Annotated in this window: 16 protein-coding genes; 12 read left to right on the top strand and 4 right to left on the bottom strand. The window is 57.6% G+C overall.

Annotated elements, in window-relative coordinates:
* The first annotated feature begins 9 nt into the window (after positions 1-9).
* The 9 genes from KMP13_RS05620 to recO all read left to right on the top strand — a co-directional run bounded on the left by KMP13_RS05620 (position 10) and on the right by recO (position 6,488).
* Positions 10-729, top strand: a complete 720-nt coding sequence (locus tag KMP13_RS05620; RefSeq protein ID WP_215264611.1) for a DUF2062 domain-containing protein — start codon at positions 10-12, stop codon at positions 727-729.
* A gap of 117 nt (positions 730-846) precedes the next feature.
* Entirely contained in the window at positions 847-1,602 is a 756-nt protein-coding gene (locus KMP13_RS05625) for a pyridoxine 5'-phosphate synthase (RefSeq protein WP_215264613.1), read from the top strand.
* The gene (locus tag KMP13_RS05630) at positions 1,602-2,039 is read left to right on the top strand and encodes an ABZJ_00895 family protein (protein WP_215264615.1); all 438 of its coding nucleotides are present in this window, start codon (positions 1,602-1,604) and stop codon (positions 2,037-2,039) included. Before KMP13_RS05625 ends, KMP13_RS05630 begins: the two co-directional genes overlap by 1 nt.
* 16 nt (positions 2,040-2,055) lie before the next feature.
* Entirely contained in the window at positions 2,056-2,481 is a 426-nt protein-coding gene (gene acpS, locus KMP13_RS05635) for a holo-ACP synthase (RefSeq protein ID WP_215264617.1), read from the top strand.
* A gap of 60 nt (positions 2,482-2,541) precedes the next feature.
* The gene (gene lepB, locus KMP13_RS05640) at positions 2,542-3,378 is read left to right on the top strand and encodes a signal peptidase I (RefSeq protein WP_215264619.1); all 837 of its coding nucleotides are present in this window, start codon (positions 2,542-2,544) and stop codon (positions 3,376-3,378) included.
* Complete coding sequence (gene rnc / locus KMP13_RS05645; protein ID WP_215264620.1) at positions 3,375-4,067, top strand: ribonuclease III; 693 nt, start codon at positions 3,375-3,377, stop codon at positions 4,065-4,067. Before lepB ends, rnc begins: the two co-directional genes overlap by 4 nt.
* Before the next feature lie 352 nt (positions 4,068-4,419).
* Positions 4,420-5,325 (top strand): GTPase Era, encoded by a 906-nt coding sequence (era, locus tag KMP13_RS05650; protein WP_215264621.1) that lies wholly within the window; start codon positions 4,420-4,422, stop codon positions 5,323-5,325.
* 104 nt (positions 5,326-5,429) lie between these two features.
* Positions 5,430-5,759 carry a DUF1491 family protein gene (locus KMP13_RS05655; RefSeq protein WP_215264622.1) on the top strand — a complete coding sequence of 110 codons (330 nt, stop codon included), beginning with the start codon at positions 5,430-5,432 and terminating at the stop codon, positions 5,757-5,759.
* 3 nt (positions 5,760-5,762) lie between these two features.
* Positions 5,763-6,488 (top strand): DNA repair protein RecO, encoded by a 726-nt coding sequence (gene recO, locus KMP13_RS05660; RefSeq protein ID WP_215264624.1) that lies wholly within the window; start codon positions 5,763-5,765, stop codon positions 6,486-6,488.
* On the opposite strand, the gene KMP13_RS05665 is transcribed toward recO, so the two are convergent.
* The 3 genes from KMP13_RS05665 to KMP13_RS05675 form a co-directional block, all read right to left on the bottom strand.
* On the bottom strand, positions 6,472-6,867 hold the full coding sequence (locus KMP13_RS05665; protein ID WP_215264626.1) for an META domain-containing protein: 396 nt from the start codon (positions 6,865-6,867) through the stop codon (positions 6,472-6,474). The genes recO and KMP13_RS05665 overlap by 17 nt on opposite strands.
* Positions 6,864-7,559, bottom strand: coding sequence for an SGNH/GDSL hydrolase family protein (locus KMP13_RS05670; RefSeq protein ID WP_215264628.1), 696 nt, complete (start codon positions 7,557-7,559; stop codon positions 6,864-6,866). Before KMP13_RS05670 ends, KMP13_RS05665 begins: the two co-directional genes overlap by 4 nt.
* A gap of 113 nt (positions 7,560-7,672) precedes the next feature.
* Positions 7,673-9,361, bottom strand: coding sequence for an acyl-CoA dehydrogenase family protein (locus KMP13_RS05675; RefSeq protein ID WP_215264629.1), 1,689 nt, complete (start codon positions 9,359-9,361; stop codon positions 7,673-7,675).
* A 148-nt stretch (positions 9,362-9,509) separates the two neighbouring features.
* On the opposite strand from KMP13_RS05675, the gene KMP13_RS05680 reads away from it, so the two are divergent.
* Positions 9,510-10,280, top strand: coding sequence for a sulfite exporter TauE/SafE family protein (locus tag KMP13_RS05680; RefSeq protein WP_215264631.1), 771 nt, complete (start codon positions 9,510-9,512; stop codon positions 10,278-10,280).
* A gap of 16 nt (positions 10,281-10,296) precedes the next feature.
* Positions 10,297-11,649 (top strand): dGTP triphosphohydrolase, encoded by a 1,353-nt coding sequence (dgt, locus tag KMP13_RS05685; RefSeq protein ID WP_215264683.1) that lies wholly within the window; start codon positions 10,297-10,299, stop codon positions 11,647-11,649.
* Positions 11,650-11,724: 75 nt separating this feature from the next.
* On the opposite strand, the gene KMP13_RS05690 is transcribed toward dgt, so the two are convergent.
* Positions 11,725-13,323, bottom strand: a complete 1,599-nt coding sequence (locus tag KMP13_RS05690; protein WP_215264632.1) for a phosphoenolpyruvate carboxykinase — start codon at positions 13,321-13,323, stop codon at positions 11,725-11,727.
* A 359-nt stretch (positions 13,324-13,682) separates the two neighbouring features.
* Here KMP13_RS05690 and KMP13_RS05695 point away from each other — a divergent pair, with 359 nt between their 5' ends.
* On the top strand, positions 13,683-14,384 hold the full coding sequence (locus KMP13_RS05695) for a response regulator transcription factor (RefSeq protein WP_215264634.1): 702 nt from the start codon (positions 13,683-13,685) through the stop codon (positions 14,382-14,384).
* Positions 14,385-14,420: the final 36 nt, after the last annotated feature.

Genomic DNA, 14,420 nt, shown 5'->3' on the forward strand with positions numbered 1-14,420 from the left:
GAATGCGCGTTGGTATTCAAGCGCCGAGATAGGCGGCCGCTGCTTCGGATCATCGCCGACTTTCTCTGGCCGCGTGGCGGGTGGGGACGCGCTTTTCTATACGTAAAACACAGGATCCGGCGTCTGCCAGATTCCCCAGAGCGTATTGCGCGCGGGGTTGGCGTAGGTGTGTTCACAACCTTTACCCCCTTTTACGGCATGCATTTTGTTGTGGCCGCTATGATGGCGCGTCTGTTGAACGGCAATCTCCTTGCTGCCCTTAGCGGTACGTTTTTTGGCAACCCGTTGACCTATGTGCCAATTGGTGTGATCTCTTTGCAGCTGGGTCATTGGATCCTGGGAGAAGATTTCGTCGAAAACGTCGATGATTCCCTGGTGTCAAAATTCTTTGGTGCCGGGAAAGATCTCAAAAACAACCTGATCGCTTTGTTCACTGACAATAACGCCGATTGGACCGGTCTGATCCGGTTTTTTGATGAGGTGTTTTACCCCTATCTACTGGGTGGGCTATTGCCGGGGATCATCGCGGGCACCGTCTGTTACATGCTCAGCCTGCCGGTTGTGCGCGCCTATCAGCATCGTCGCCGTGCCAAAATCAAAGCCAAATTTGATGCGATCAAACGCGCCGCGGACATCAGCGAGGCAGAGCTTGCAGCGTTGGAGGTCAAACATCCCCAGCCGCCGTTTGATGAAGACGATGCGCCCGAGCCTCTACGCAAAGCAAACTGATCTTTCAGTTTAAACTTGGCGCGTCCTGTCAGATTGTATCGTTTTGCCGGTCGCTACTTGCCCTTATCGGCGTGAACGCTAATCTCCGCGCAAATGCTTCATCAAAGGACTGATGTGATGGCGGAAAACCAATTGCGTCTGGGTGTAAATATCGACCACGTGGCCACTGTACGCAACGCGCGCGGGGGGGCAGTGCCGGACCCGGTCCGCGCGGCCCTTTTGGCGCAAGAGGCGGGCGCGGATGGAATCACTGCGCATCTGCGCGAAGATCGCCGCCACATCATGGACGCCGACATCGAGGCCCTGATGGACCAGCTGAAGGTTCCGCTGAACTTTGAGATGGCCGCGACCGACGAAATGCAGGCCATCGCGCTGCGCCATAAACCACATGCCGTCTGCATCGTTCCGGAAAAGCGCGAAGAGCGCACCACCGAAGGCGGTCTGGAAGTGGCGCGTGAGGAAAACAAGCTGGCCCATTTCATCGCACCGTTGCGCGATGCGGGCTGCCGGGTGTCGATCTTTATTGCCGCTGACCAAAAACAGATCGAAGCCGCCCATCGCATCGGTGCTGAGGTGATCGAGCTGCACACAGGCGCCTATTGCGACGCCCATGCCGAAGGGGATTTCGAAACCCGCGACCGTGAACTGGTGGCGCTGCGCGAAATGTCGACCTTTGCCCATTCCTTGGGGTTGGAGGTGCATGCGGGCCATGGTCTGACCTATGAAACCGTAAAACCCGTGGCGGCATTCCCCGAAGTGCGGGAGCTGAACATCGGACACTTCCTGATTGGCGAGGCGATTTTTGCAGGGCTCACACCCGCCATCGAACAGATGCGCCGCCTGATGAATGAAGCCCGCGCAGGAGAGCTTTGATGGATCTGAAACGGTACGCGCTGAATTTCATTCTGACCGCCCTTGCGCTGATGGTTGTGAACTACGCTCTTTTGACGTTTGCAGATGTGGACATCGGCAATGCAGGCATGGGTCTGATCCCGATCTTCCTTGCTGCGATGCTGGAAGGGCAAAGATATGCGCGTGAACACGGCGATGTGCCCGAAAGCCGCGCGATGTGGCAGTTTTCTAAACAAGCCGCGATGGTGGTTGTCGCCATTAATATGGTGCTTGTTGCCGCGCTCAGCTTTGTGTTGCCGGATCTGCGATACCTGATGACCCAATCCTGGGGACCGGGTGTTTTGCTGTGCGTTATCCTTGTTGTTGGGGTGATCAGCTTCCTGCTGACCCGCCAGTTCCTAGGCATGGGCGCGCGCACAACGCTCAAGGCCGAAGCCAAAAAGCGCAAGAAACAGTGATGGCGGGGCGCCCCCCATGATCCTTGGCATCGGCACAGATCTCGCCAATATCGAACGGATCCAAGGCACGCTGGATCGCTTTGGGGATCGGTTTAAAAACCGGGTCTTCACCGAAGTTGAACAGGGTAAAGCCGAGCGTCGCCATGACGTTGCGGGAACCTACGCAAAACGCTGGGCAGCCAAGGAAGCCTGCTCCAAAGCGCTTGGTACTGGCCTGCGGATGGGGATCGCCTGGAAAGACATGGCGGTCTCTAACTTGGACACCGGTCAGCCGGTTATGGCCGTCACCGGCTGGGCTAGGGAACGGCTGGATCAGATGACGCCACCGGGCCATTGTGCGATTATTCATGTGACACTGACGGATGATCACCCTTGGGCGCAGGCCTTTGTGGTGATCGAGGCGCGACCATTAAACCCAGATCATTTGTCGCACAGCGCTTGACTCGCGCCACGGGTCTGCGCATGTAGCCACGGACTTTCTATTTAGAACTTGGAGAGCCTTATGGCCGCCAAAGCAAAGACCCAAAATCCTATTGTTGAGACGATTAAGACCGTTGTGTACGCTTTGCTGATCGCGGGTGTGTTTCGCACCTTGTTCTTTCAGCCGTTCTGGATTCCTTCGGGGTCTATGAAGCAAACGCTTCTGATTGGCGATTTCCTTTTCGTGAACAAAATGGCCTATGGCTATTCCTATGCGTCCTGTCCATCGGTGCGCCTGGCGCGTTTTGGTGTGAATATCGATGCCAAGGATATCTGTGGCTTCATCGACGGTGACAACACCCGGATCATGGGCGGTGAGCCTGAGCGCGGCGATGTTGTGGTTTTCCGCCATCCTGTGCACGGCGCAGATTTCATCAAACGTCTGGTTGGTCTGCCCGGTGACACGATCCAAGTCAAAGATGGCGTGCTGCATATCAATGGCGATGCGGTCAAACTGGAAGACGACGGGCTGTTTTCCGAAATCTATGATGCGCAAGGTCCACAACGGTCCGCGCCACGCTGTGAGAACGCACCAGTTGGCCGCGGTGGCACGTGCACCAAATCCCGCCAGCTGGAAACCTTCCCCGGTGGAACGCCGCATGCGATCTTGAACATTGGCAACCAGCCGATGGACCACACCGGCATCTATCAAGTCCCCGAAGGGCATTTCTTCTTCATGGGTGACAACCGCGACAACTCCACCGATAGCCGCCTGCCGCAATCTGCGGGTGGTGCTGGATTTGTGCCCTATGAAAATCTCATCGGTCGTGCTGATCGCATCATGTTCTCTTCTGCGGGACGTTCGATGTTGTTCTTCTGGACCTGGCGCAGCGACCGTTTCTTGAAGGCGGTCGAGTGAGATTATCGAGGGAACTCCGCGCGTTTGAACAGCGCATCGGGTACAAGTTTGAAAACCCGGAACTGCTGATGCGGGCGGTGACGCATGCCTCGATGTCTTCGCCCACGCGCGAAGACAATCAACGGCTCGAGTTCCTGGGCGACCGGGTGCTGGGGCTGGTGATGTCCACCGCGCTGCTTGATGCGGATAAAGAGGCCACCGAAGGTCAGCTTGCGCCGCGTTTCAATGCATTGGTGCGTAAAGAAGCTTGCGCAGAGGTTGCGCGCGAAATCGATCTTGGCAGTGTCCTGAAACTGGGCCGCTCTGAGATGATGTCTGGTGGCCGCCGCAAACAGGCGCTGCTGGGCGATGGGATGGAAGCGGTGATTGCCGCCGTCTATAAAGACACCGGTTTCGAAGCCGCACAGACGTTAATCCTGCGGCTTTGGGGCACACGGATCTTCACGGTCGAAGAAGACGCGCGCGACCCCAAGACGGCGTTGCAGGAATGGGCCCAGGCGCGCGGTCAAAAACCACCTAGCTATACCGAGGTGTCGCGCACCGGCCCCGACCATGCGCCAGTGTTCTCCATCGCAGTGCATCTGGACGATGGCCGCACGGCCAAGGCACAGGCAGGGTCCAAACGTCTTGCCGAACAGGCCGCAGCCAAGGTTCTGCTGGCTGAGGTCGAAGGATCTGACGACAGCTAAGCCTTTGACCTTAGGTCACGCGCAGACGCAAAACCTAGCTTCTGTGCCCCACTCTAACGTCTCCATGACCTGTGTCCCTCCTCCACAGGCCCCCCCGGTCAGCGACGATGCACCCCAACCCGCGACACTGGCACCACCAGCCAAAAGAAAACCACGCCGTTTCATCCAGCGTCCCCGCAATTGCCAAATCAAACCTGCGCCGTGATCATTGTATGCCCACTTGTCACCGCCTGCTCAGTCGGTGACTATGGCACACGGGGTCGCAGGCCCATTTGGGACAGTAAATTGTCCTCTGGTCCCGCACAGCGATCTCTAGTATGGCTGCAGCGTTTCACACAGGATCGACACCATCATGACCAAACGCGCGGGCTTTGTTGCCCTGATTGGCGAACCAAATGCCGGGAAATCTACGCTCACCAACCTGATGGTGGGGGCAAAGGTCTCGATTGTGACGCATAAGGTGCAGACCACCCGCGCCCGTATTCGCGGCGTCGCGCTGGAAGGTGAGGCGCAGCTGGTCTTTGTCGACACCCCCGGCCTGTTCAAACCCCGCCGCCGCCTGGACCGCGCCATGGTTGCCGCCGCCTGGGGTGGAGCTGCCGATGCGGATGTCGTGGTCTTGATGATCGAGGCCCACCGCGGCATATCCGAAGGTGTGGAGCGGATCTTGGAAGGTCTGCAAGAGGTCGGCCAGGGCCGCACCGTTGCGCTTGCCATCAACAAGATCGACAAAGTCGAAGCCCCCGTTTTGTTGTCGCTGACCAAGGATCTGAACGAGCGCTACGACTTTGCGGAAACCTTTATGATCTCGGCCGAACGCGGCCACGGCGTTGACGCGCTGCGCACATGGCTGGCCGGGCAATTGCCCGAAGGCCCCTGGCTCTACCCCGAAGACCAGATCGCCGATCTGCCAATGCGGATGATCGCTGCAGAAATGACCCGCGAAAAACTGACACTGCGCCTGCATCAGGAATTGCCCTACCAGCTGACGGTTGAAACTGAAAATTGGGAAGAGCGCAAGGATGGCTCGGCCAAGGTCGACCAAGTGATCTATGTGGTCCGCGATGGGCACAAGGGTATTGTCCTCGGCAAACGCGGTGAGACGATCAAGGCGATCAGCCAGGCAGCCCGCGCCGAATTGGAAGAATTCATGGGCCGCAAGATCCATCTGTTCCTGCAAATCAAAGTGCGCCCGAACTGGCTGGAAGATTCCGAGCGTTACTCCGAAATGGGGCTCGATTTCAAAGACGGCAATTGACGAAAGCGCCACCGGCCTTTCATCTTTTTCAAAATACTTCCGCCGGAGGCTCCCGCACTTTCCCCCAAAAACGGCGTTTGTGATACCAGACCAAAGGATGCCACATGGCCCGTCTTACCGCTGAATTCTGGGTGCAGGCCTATCTGGCGCGCCTGCGGTTTCAGGACATCCCGGCCTTTGTCACCGCACATGGGGACAACACGGCCGGTGCGGTTCTGGTCAAACTCAATACATTGGACGGGCAGGCGCAGGCCTTTCACCGGACTTACGATTTGATGAGCGGCAATCGCACATGGGATCAACTGGCAAAAGGTGATGAGCCGGACGTGGACGCCTCCATTCGCCGCCAACAAGCGTTTGATCCCGACCTCTGGGTGATTGAGGTCGAGGACCGCCAGGGCCGTCATCTGCTGGACGAACCGGGGTTGGAGTAATCTATGGAGTGGCGTGATCAGGGCATTTTGCTGAACCTGCGCCGTCACGGGGAAACATCCGTCATCATTGATGTCTTCACCCGCACACACGGGCGTCACGCGGGCATTGTCCGCGGAGGCGCCGGGCGCAGGCTGGGGCCTATTTTGCAACCCGGTGCCCAATTGGATCTGACCTGGCGGGCACGGCTGCCGGATCAACTGGGCGGCTATACGGTCGAACCTTTGCGGTCCCGCACATATACCGCGATTTCCGACCGGGTTGCTTTGGCTGGGCTCAATACGGTCTGCGCGTTGTTGACCTTTTGCCTGCCAGAACGCGAAGCCCATGCAGGTCTCTATGAAAACACCGAATTTCTGCTGGATCTGCTCGAACACCCCGAGGTCTGGCCGTTGGCCTATGTCAAATGGGAGATGCAGATGCTCGAGGAAATGGGCTTTGCCCTCGACCTCAGCGCATGTGCGGTCACCGGCGCAACCCAAGAGCTGATCTATGTTTCCCCCAAGACCGGGCGCGCGGTGTCACGCGCGGGGGCGGGGGAATGGGCGGACCGGCTGCTGCCCTTGCCGCCCGTGTTGCGCGGGGTGGGGGATGGCAATCCAGAAGAGATCAAACAGGCACTGCATACCACCGGACATTTCCTGCAAAACCATCTTGCTCCAAGCCTCGGCAACCGCCCGATGCCCGAAGCGCGCAGCCGTTTTTTGAACGCGCTTAACCGTCGGACCTGAACAACATCTCACGCCCCGCGCCCGTGCGCAGGATCATGACGTTTCCGGAAATTTCCGATTGCGTCATCGCTTGCAACAGCGTCAGAAACATCTGCTCCTGGGCAAGTTCACTGCAGGCACGTTTGGTCGCGGCAATCGGCGATAGGGTGAACCAGGGATAGGGGGCCGTATTCTGCGCACTGAACCGATTGCAGGGTGCTGATCCGGACACTTGCCCGTCTTCGCCAAAGTGCAGGGTCAGGGATGCGCCGGGATCTGTCCCATCAACCTCAGCCAACACCCAGGTCCCCTGTCCCGCGCTATAGGCTGCAACCGTCTCATCTCCCCGACACGCTCCGAGGGTGAGGGCGGCGATCAGCAAGGGCAGTAACACTCTCATGGCTTGGTCCTGTTGCCCTGAATGACAGCGGCAAGCCGCTTGCCAATGGCGCGACTGCCTTTGATGGATGGGTGAATACGGTCCAGCGCGTGAAAGCTCAGATCATCTTCTGGCACAAGATCGGCCATCGAGACAAAGTAGATGCCCGCGGTCTCGTCGGCCAGTTTGGCAACCCGTGCCTCCAACGTGTTGCCCTCATCGGCGCAGGCCTCAATAGGGGAGCTGCGCCCCGGACTGCGCAAATAGCCGGAGAACGCCACCTGCGCGCCGCTTTCACGCAGGTTCAGCAGCAGGTCGGGGATCGCGCCGGTCGTGCCGTCCGCGCTGATCAGCTTGTCCAGCTTTCGGTCGCACTGATGGCAGCCACAGCCCAGCCACAGATCATTGCCGCCTCCATTCACAACGACCCAATCCCAGGCACCGGCGCGGTATTGTTTGGCGATGTTCAGACCCGCGGCGCCTGAGATGGGCAGCTTGTAGATCATGCGGGCCGCTGTTGTGGCGCGGTTGATCACCGGCTCGCCCAATTCATCCTCGATCACATCCGGCACAGCACGGCCAGAGACCCCGTGCCAGGCCATCATAGAATCCCCAATCACCAAAATACGCGCATCAGGCTGGTGCGCGACGGTCTCCGCACAGGCGGCAAGACCGGTGATAGAAATCAGAAAGATGCCAATAAGACGAGCCATGGCTCTGATTTACCACTTTTGCCGACAAAGGTGCGATCACAACTGCGGGCTGGGCAAAAAAATGCCCGGATCTGCAATGCAGACCGGGCACCAGTTGGGGAGTAATTCTGTGGTTAGGCCAGCAGGCGACGTGCAATCACCTGGGCCTGAATTTCTGCTGCCCCTTCAAAGATATTGAGGATACGGGCATCGCATAGAACACGTGAGATTTTGTATTCCAGCGCAAAACCGTTGCCGCCATGGATCTGCAACCCGTTGTCCGCCGCAGCCCAGGCCACCCGTGCACCCAACAGCTTGGCCATGCCAGCTTCAAGGTCGCAGCGACGGCCGTGGTCTTTTTCCCAAGCCGAGAAATAAGTGAGCTGGCGCGCCACCATGATCTCTACCGCCATCATCGCGATTTTGGACGAGACACGGGGGAAATTGATCAGGCTTTTGCCAAATTGTTTGCGATCCTCTGCATATTGGAGCGAGATATCCAGCGCAGACTGCGCCACACCAATCGCCCGCGCCGCCGTTTGGATACGGGCGCTTTCAAAGGTCTCCATCAGCTGTTTAAAACCTTTGCCTTCTTCGCCGCCCAGCAGGTTTTCACCTTTGACGTGGAAACCGTCAAACCCAAGCTCGTATTCTTTCATACCGCGATAACCCAGCACCTCGATCTCACCACCGGTCATGCCGGGCGTGGGGAAGGGATCTTCGTCGGTGCCGGGCGTTTTTTCCGCCAGGAACATCGACAGACCTTTGTGATTGTCGGTGTCCGGATTGGTGCGCGCCAAAAGGGTCATCACATGGGTGCGGGCCGCATGGGTTATCCAGGTCTTGTTGCCGGTCACCTCATAATCACCATCGGCGTTTTTCACCGCACGTGTGCGCAGGCTCCCCAGGTCAGACCCGGTGTTCGGCTCGGTAAAGACTGCCGTGGGCAGGATCTCGGCACTGGCCAGACGCGGCAGCCAGTTTTCCTTCTGTGCGTCGGTGCCACCGGCCAGGATCAGCTCGGCCGCGATTTCAGACCGGGTGCCCAGTGAGCCGACGCCGATATAGCCACGTGACAGCTCTTCTGAAACCACGCACATGGAAGCTTTGGACAGGCCCAGGCCGCCAAATTCTTCGGGGATCGTCAGCCCAAAGACACCCATCTCACCCAGCTCTTCGATGACCTCAATCGGGATCAGTTCATCCTTCAGGTGCCAGTCATGGGCAAAGGGTTCGACCTTTTCCTGCGCATAGCGACGGAATTGCTCGCGGATCATCTCCAGCTCGTCTTCCAGACCGGAGGCGCCGAACATGATCGCGGCTTGGCCCTGTTCCTGGATCAGTTCAACCAATAGGCTGCGCGCCGCTGTGGAATTGCCGGATTGGATCAAGGTCTGAACCTCAGCCGTTTGCAACGCGGCCATTGCCGATACGTCCAGGCCCAGATCCTGCAGGCGGATAGTCTCACCCTGGTTCATCTGGATGCCGCCGGTGATCTGCGCCAGATATTCGCCAAAGGCGACCTGGTGCAGCAGCTGTTCCATCTCACCCAGCTTGCCGTCGTCTTTTAGCGTTTCTGCCCACCGCTGCATCTGACGCAGCGCAAAGACATAGGTTGCAAGCCACGACAAGCCATGCGCGGCATACTGGTTCTCTTCAACCAACTTCCCCGACACGCGGCCATCTGCGGTCACCTGCGATTTCACAGTTTCGGTTGCAGCGTCCAACAAGGTGTCCAACGGCGCAATGGCGGCTCCGGTCAGGCGAAGCAAGTCCGGCAGAATAGTCGGGGTCATGACAATGTCCTGTCCATCGTGGGGCATGAATCAGTTCCTTTCTCGGCTGGCCTTCTACGTAAGTCATTTTGCAGGTGCAGCGCAACAAAAATACACAAAAACCATCCGTTTGGTTTTAAAATTACCCTAACGTTTTGCCCGTGCAGCAGGATTTGAATGTGGTAGAGAAGGCTTTATGGACATGTTTTTCTCTTTCATTTCACCGGCCCACCTGGCGATTGCCTTTGCGGTGGCGCTGGTTGCAGGCACCGTAAAAGGCATGGTGGGCTTTGCGCTGCCGATGATCCTGATTTCGGGTCTCAGCTCCTTCATTTCGCCGGATCTCGCGCTGGCGGGACTGATTTTCCCGACATTGATCACCAATGGGATGCAAGCGATGCGCCAGGGTCGTGCGGCCGCGCTCGATTCGATCAAGCGATTCCGGGTGTTCCTGTTGGTGGGGCTGTGCTTCCTTCTGATCAGCGCGCAGATGGTGCGTGTTCTGCCGCATCATATCTTGCTGTTGATCATCGGCGTGCCGGTTATGACCTTTGCGCTGATGCAGATCGCGGGGCGTAACATCGTGCTCAGTTCCGCCAATCGCAGGGTCGAAGCCTCGGTCGCGGCCTTTGCCGGTCTTATCGGGGGCGTTTCGGGGGTCTGGGGGCCGCCGACCGTGGCCTATCTGACAGCATTAGGCACCGAAAAGACCGAACAGATGCGGGTGCAGGGGGTAATCTATGGTCTTGGTGCGATTGCATTATTATTCGCCCATATCGGATCGGGCGTTGTGCGCGCCGAGACGGCGCCGTTCTCGGTTGCCATGATCCTTCCGGCGGTGATTGGCATGTGGTTTGGTGGCAAAATACAGGACCGCATCGATCAGGCGGTTTTCAAAAAAGCGACGCTGTGGGTCTTGTTGATTGCATCGGCAAACCTGATCCGGCGCGCGGTCATGGGGTTCTAAGGAGATTGAGATGGTGATGGAGTGGGATCGTCTGTTGAACGCGGGCTGCTTGTGTCGACCTGAGTATGAACACAAGGCTGAGCGGCCGTTTTACCAACAGGATTACGATCGGATCCTGTTCTCGGAACCCTTCCGCCGTCTGGCGCAAAAGACCCAAGTGCATCCGCTCTATGACAATGACCACGTGCACCACCGCATGATCCACTCGATGGAGACATCCAGCGTTGGACGGTCCCTCGGCATGGAAGTGGGTCAACGACTGGTGGATCTGGGACGTCTGCGCGAGGGCCAGCAGTACCAGATGGCCGGCGTTGTTCAGGCGGCTTGTCTGGTGCATGACATCGGCAATCCACCTTTTGGCCACTCTGGTGAGGAAAGCATTGGAGAATGGTTTTCCAAGCAATTCCAATCGGGTACCGGTTTGGCAGGCGGCATTCCAACCGAGCATCGCGCGGAGTTTGCAGCCTTTGAGGGCAACGCCCAGGGGTTTCGGATCGTGTCCCGTCTGGAACATGCGCAGCGCGCGGGCGGCATGCGGTTGAGCTACGCGACGATTGGTGCCTTTGCCAAATACCCCTGCACAGCCGAGGCCAAGGCGGCCAGCACCGAGAGCTATGTCGGGCTCAAGAAATTTGGGGTGTTTCACGGGGAACAGGCGCTTTTTGCTGAGGCGGTTGAGGCTTTGGGCCTGCCACAAGAAGGCACCGGGGACACCCGCTGGTGGCGACGTCACCCGCTGGCGTTCCTGGTCGAGGCCTCGGACGACATCTGCTACCGCATCCTAGATATCGAGGACGCGGCAACCGTCGGCGATCTGGACCGCGATACCGTCACGGATCTGCTGGAACAGATCACTGGCAAACCAAACGACCCAGGCGCGTCTGAGATGAGCGTCAAGGACCGGGTGGGCATGTTGCGGGCCATTGCGATCGGCTCCTCGATTCAGGCCGCGGTTGAGGCGTTCATGGAGAACTACGACGCCATCATGCTGGGTGAGTTTAACGACGGTCTTATGGAGGTGTCGGCCAAAGCGGATGCCTTCAAACAGCTCAAAGATCTGTCAAACGCCCGTATCTTTGTCGCGCGTCGCAAGACCGAGCTGGAAGTGCTGGGGCGTCAGGTGCTGCACAATGTCTTGGATCATTTCCATGACCTGTTCGTGGACTTGCGGGCCTGCAACTGGGATCAGGCGCGCTTCCTGCAAGAACATGGCTATTGGGCCAAGCTGATCCGGGCGGTGGATCTGGATCTGCGGGGTGTGGTGGATGACTATTCGGCGGCCCATGCGTTGGGGGATTTTGCGTCCGGCATGACCGACCGTTATGCCGTACACGTGCGGGATATGATTACGGGCGCCCATAGGGGTTGAACGCCTTTCCGCTTTCCCTAAAACGCAAAAACCCCGGCACAACGACCGGGGTTTTTCCTCTGTTGACGCGCGACCTTAGCCGATCGCAGAGGCTTTTACGTCTTCGTCGATGTAGGGCAGGTACTGTTCAAAGTTGTCCGAGAACATCTGAACCAGCTTTGCGGCCTGCGTATCATAGGCGTCTTTGTCCCCCCATGTGCGGCGCGGATCCAGTAGAACCTCGGCAACACCTGGCACGGTCACAGGAACCTCAAACCCGAAATTCGGATCCTTGCGGAATTCTGCCTCAGCCAGTGAACCATCAAGCGCGGCGGTCAGCAGACCACGGGTCGCTTTGATAGGCATCCGCGACCCGGTGCCATAGGCACCGCCGGTCCAGCCGGTGTTCACCAACCAGCAGGTTGCGCCATGCTCGGCGATCTTCTCGCGCAGCAGGTTGCCATAGGCTTCTGGGCGACGCGGCATAAACGGCGCGCCAAAACAGGTTGAGAATGTGGGCTCGGGCTCGGTCACACCACGTTCGGTTCCGGCCACTTTGGAGGTGAAGCCAGACAGGAAGTGGTACATCGCCTGCGCAGGGGTCAGACGTGCGATCGGAGGCAGAACACCAAAGGCATCACATGTCAGCATGATGATGTTCTTGGGGTGGCCGCCACGCGCGGTTGCCGACGCGTTGGAGATATAGTGCAGCGGGTAGGCGCAGCGCATATTGGCGGTCAGGCTGTCGTCGTTAAAGTCCAGCTCTTTGGTGTCCTCGTCAAAGACCATGTTTTCAATCACGGTGCCAAATTTCGAGGTGGTCGCAAAGATTTCAGGCTCTGCTTCGGCGTTCAGGTTGATGGTCTTGGCGTAGCAGCCGCCCTCAAAGTTGAACGTGCCATTGTCGGCCCAGCCATGTTCGTCATCACCGATTAGAACGCGATCCGGGTCGGCAGACAGGGTGGTTTTGCCGGTGCCGGACAGGCCAAAGAACACAGCCGTGTCGACCGGGTTGCCCTTGGCGTGGTTGGCAGAGCAGTGCATCGGCATGATGCCTTTTTCCGGCAGCAGGTAGTTCAGCAGGGTGAAGACAGATTTCTTGTTCTCACCTGCGTATTCGGTGCCACCGATCAGGATCAGCTTCTTGTCAAAGTTCATTGCGATCACGGTTTCGGACCGGCAATTGTGCTTGGCTGGATCAGCCTGGAAGCTGGGGCTGTTGATGACTGTGAAGTCCGCCAAGAAGCCATCCAGATCTTCGCGATCCGGGCGGCGCAGCAGGTGGCGGATGAACAGGTTGTGCCACGCAAGCTCGGTCACCATACGCACATTGATCGCATGCGCCGGGTCAGAGCCGCCTACCAGATCCTGAACAAAGAAGTCTTTGCCCTTGATGTGTTCCAGCATATCGATGTGCAGCGCATCGAACCCTTCGGGGCTCATTGCGGCATTGTTTTCCCACCAGATGCTGTCGGCAACGCTGTCGGTTTTGACGACATGTTTGTCTTTCGGAGAGCGGCCGGTGAACTTGCCGGTGGTGACGAGAAACGCGCCGCCATTGCCCAGGGTGCCTTCGCCGCGCTTGATCGCTTCTTCGATCAATGCGGGTTCCATCAGGTTATAATAGACATTTCCAAGACCCTCGATGCCTTGATCTTCGAGGCGGAACTGCAGGTTTACCCGGCCGTATGTCATGTGTGTGTCTCCTGTAGCGGCGAACGGCACGGATGAACTTTCCGTGCATTGGGGCTGAAATCGTTTGGAAACGGGTTCCAGTGCGGGAGGTCTTAACACGATGTTTTTCGATAAGAATAGCGTAGTTTCACGCCGTTAGCGCCACCGGAAAAACATTTAGCGCAACCATACGAGCTTTAACGCAAACAATGATCCAGATAGGAAATTTTGCGCACGCGTGCGAAACAGTTTGTAAGGCGTTTGTGCACCACACTGTGTCAAAGAATTGCCCGATTCGTTAATGGGGATTGATTCGAGGCCCCAGAAAAGCGAAGAAGGATAAAAAAACCAAATAACGAGCAGATTAGGGGTAAACCCAGATGTCAAAGATTGCACTGGTCGATGACGACAGAAATATTCTCACTTCGGTAGCCATGACGCTGGAAGCCGAAGGGTTCGAGGTCGAGACCTATAATGACGGCCAAGCCGCTCTTGATGCGTTCGACAAGAAACTGCCCGATATGGCAGTGTTGGACATCAAGATGCCGCGCATGGACGGTATGGACCTGTTGCAGCGCTTGCGACAGAAAACCCAGATGCCTGTGATTTTCCTCACCTCCAAGGATGATGAAATTGATGAGGTTCTGGGCCTACGTATGGGCGCTGACGACTACGTCAAAAAACCATTCTCACAGCGGTTGCTGGTGGAACGGATCCGGTCGCTCTTGCGTCGTCAAGAGGCGGTGAGCGGTGAAACCGTGGCAACCACACCAGAAACCAAAGTGATGGAACGTGGCAACCTGCGGATGGATCCGTTGCGTCACGCCGTTGCCTGGAAAGGGGACGATGTCTCTTTGACGGTCACGGAATTCCTGCTGTTGCAGGCGCTGGCCCAACGGCCCGGTTTTGTGAAAAGCCGCGACCAGCTGATGGATGTGGCCTATGATGACCAGGTCTATGTGGATGACCGAACCATCGACAGCCACATCAAGCGTTTGCGCAAAAAAATGCGCAGCGTCGATTCAGATTTTTCTGCAATCGAAACGCTGTATGGAATCGGTTATCGTTACAACGAAGAATAAGACCCAGCCATTTGGGTCTTTGGGAGGCGTGAGCCC

It is taken from the genome of Epibacterium ulvae, from assembly GCF_018678075.1.
In the GTDB taxonomy this organism is placed as follows: domain Bacteria; phylum Pseudomonadota; class Alphaproteobacteria; order Rhodobacterales; family Rhodobacteraceae; genus Epibacterium; species Epibacterium ulvae_A.

Coding starts and splice junctions, on each gene's coding strand:
- KMP13_RS05625 (WP_215264613.1), top strand. CDS start 847: ATGGCGGAAAACCAATTGCGTCTGGGTGTAAATATCGACCACGTGGCC.
- KMP13_RS05630 (WP_215264615.1), top strand. CDS start 1,602: ATGGATCTGAAACGGTACGCGCTGAATTTCATTCTGACCGCCCTTGCG.
- acpS (WP_215264617.1), top strand. CDS start 2,056: ATGATCCTTGGCATCGGCACAGATCTCGCCAATATCGAACGGATCCAA.
- lepB (WP_215264619.1), top strand. CDS start 2,542: ATGGCCGCCAAAGCAAAGACCCAAAATCCTATTGTTGAGACGATTAAG.
- era (WP_215264621.1), top strand. CDS start 4,420: ATGACCAAACGCGCGGGCTTTGTTGCCCTGATTGGCGAACCAAATGCC.
- KMP13_RS05655 (WP_215264622.1), top strand. CDS start 5,430: ATGGCCCGTCTTACCGCTGAATTCTGGGTGCAGGCCTATCTGGCGCGC.
- recO (WP_215264624.1), top strand. CDS start 5,763: ATGGAGTGGCGTGATCAGGGCATTTTGCTGAACCTGCGCCGTCACGGG.
- KMP13_RS05665 (WP_215264626.1), bottom strand. CDS start 6,867: ATGAGAGTGTTACTGCCCTTGCTGATCGCCGCCCTCACCCTCGGAGCG.
- KMP13_RS05670 (WP_215264628.1), bottom strand. CDS start 7,559: ATGGCTCGTCTTATTGGCATCTTTCTGATTTCTATCACCGGTCTTGCC.
- KMP13_RS05675 (WP_215264629.1), bottom strand. CDS start 9,361: ATGCCCCACGATGGACAGGACATTGTCATGACCCCGACTATTCTGCCG.
- KMP13_RS05680 (WP_215264631.1), top strand. CDS start 9,510: ATGGACATGTTTTTCTCTTTCATTTCACCGGCCCACCTGGCGATTGCC.
- dgt (WP_215264683.1), top strand. CDS start 10,297: ATGGAGTGGGATCGTCTGTTGAACGCGGGCTGCTTGTGTCGACCTGAG.
- KMP13_RS05690 (WP_215264632.1), bottom strand. CDS start 13,323: ATGACATACGGCCGGGTAAACCTGCAGTTCCGCCTCGAAGATCAAGGC.
- KMP13_RS05695 (WP_215264634.1), top strand. CDS start 13,683: ATGTCAAAGATTGCACTGGTCGATGACGACAGAAATATTCTCACTTCG.